This is a genomic window from Vibrio olivae, assembly GCF_042428525.1.
Taxonomy (GTDB): domain Bacteria; phylum Pseudomonadota; class Gammaproteobacteria; order Enterobacterales; family Vibrionaceae; genus Vibrio; species Vibrio olivae.
Map to the genome: position 1 here is coordinate 1 of NZ_JBHMEP010000106.1, position 563 is coordinate 563.

A 563-nucleotide genomic window follows, 5' to 3' on the forward strand; every position below is an offset into this window, starting at 1 on the left:
CTTCCCGGAGGAAATGACGGACTCGGTTTTCATTCCTTAATAATACAAGCGAAGCTAATAATAAACAAATGACACAAACTTAAAAAGATACGATTATGGCAGAGATTTCTATTACTACCAAACTGAAAGAGTTAAAGGTGCTCTTTAATCAGATGAAGGAGGTTTATTATGTGTCCAAAGTCAATAGTGACCTCGCAACTTTAGCGGCTTTTGATATTGAGCTGCCGGTACTCTCTGACGGAGTTACATTTGATACCGGAGCTGCCGATGTTTCCAAGATCAAGTTGACAACCGGAGCAACTTGGACTTCTATTGCTAATGCTGGAGATTCCGATATTCAGTTTCAAGTACCTTCCGTGGCAGGAAAGATCAATGACTTGTTACTGAACAAGAAAGCGGAAGCGGTGACTATGACTGCTACCATTGATGGTGAGACTTATGAAGGTGAAGGTTACAATATCGAACCGAAGAAAGTAATCGGAGGACTCTTCATGCGTAGTGAAGACCGTCAAACAGCCTTGTTCTTACCGAATGTTGAGGGGTATAGCAACTTCGTCAGCGAG

General features: G+C 42.1%; 1 protein-coding gene. It reads left to right on the forward strand.

Features of this window, described 5'->3' with window-relative positions; all coding sequences use genetic code 11:
• Positions 1-95 precede the first annotated feature (95 nt).
• The coding region (locus ACFFUV_RS23745) for a hypothetical protein (protein ID WP_390198471.1) at positions 96-563 on the forward strand (468 nt) is incomplete at its 3' end.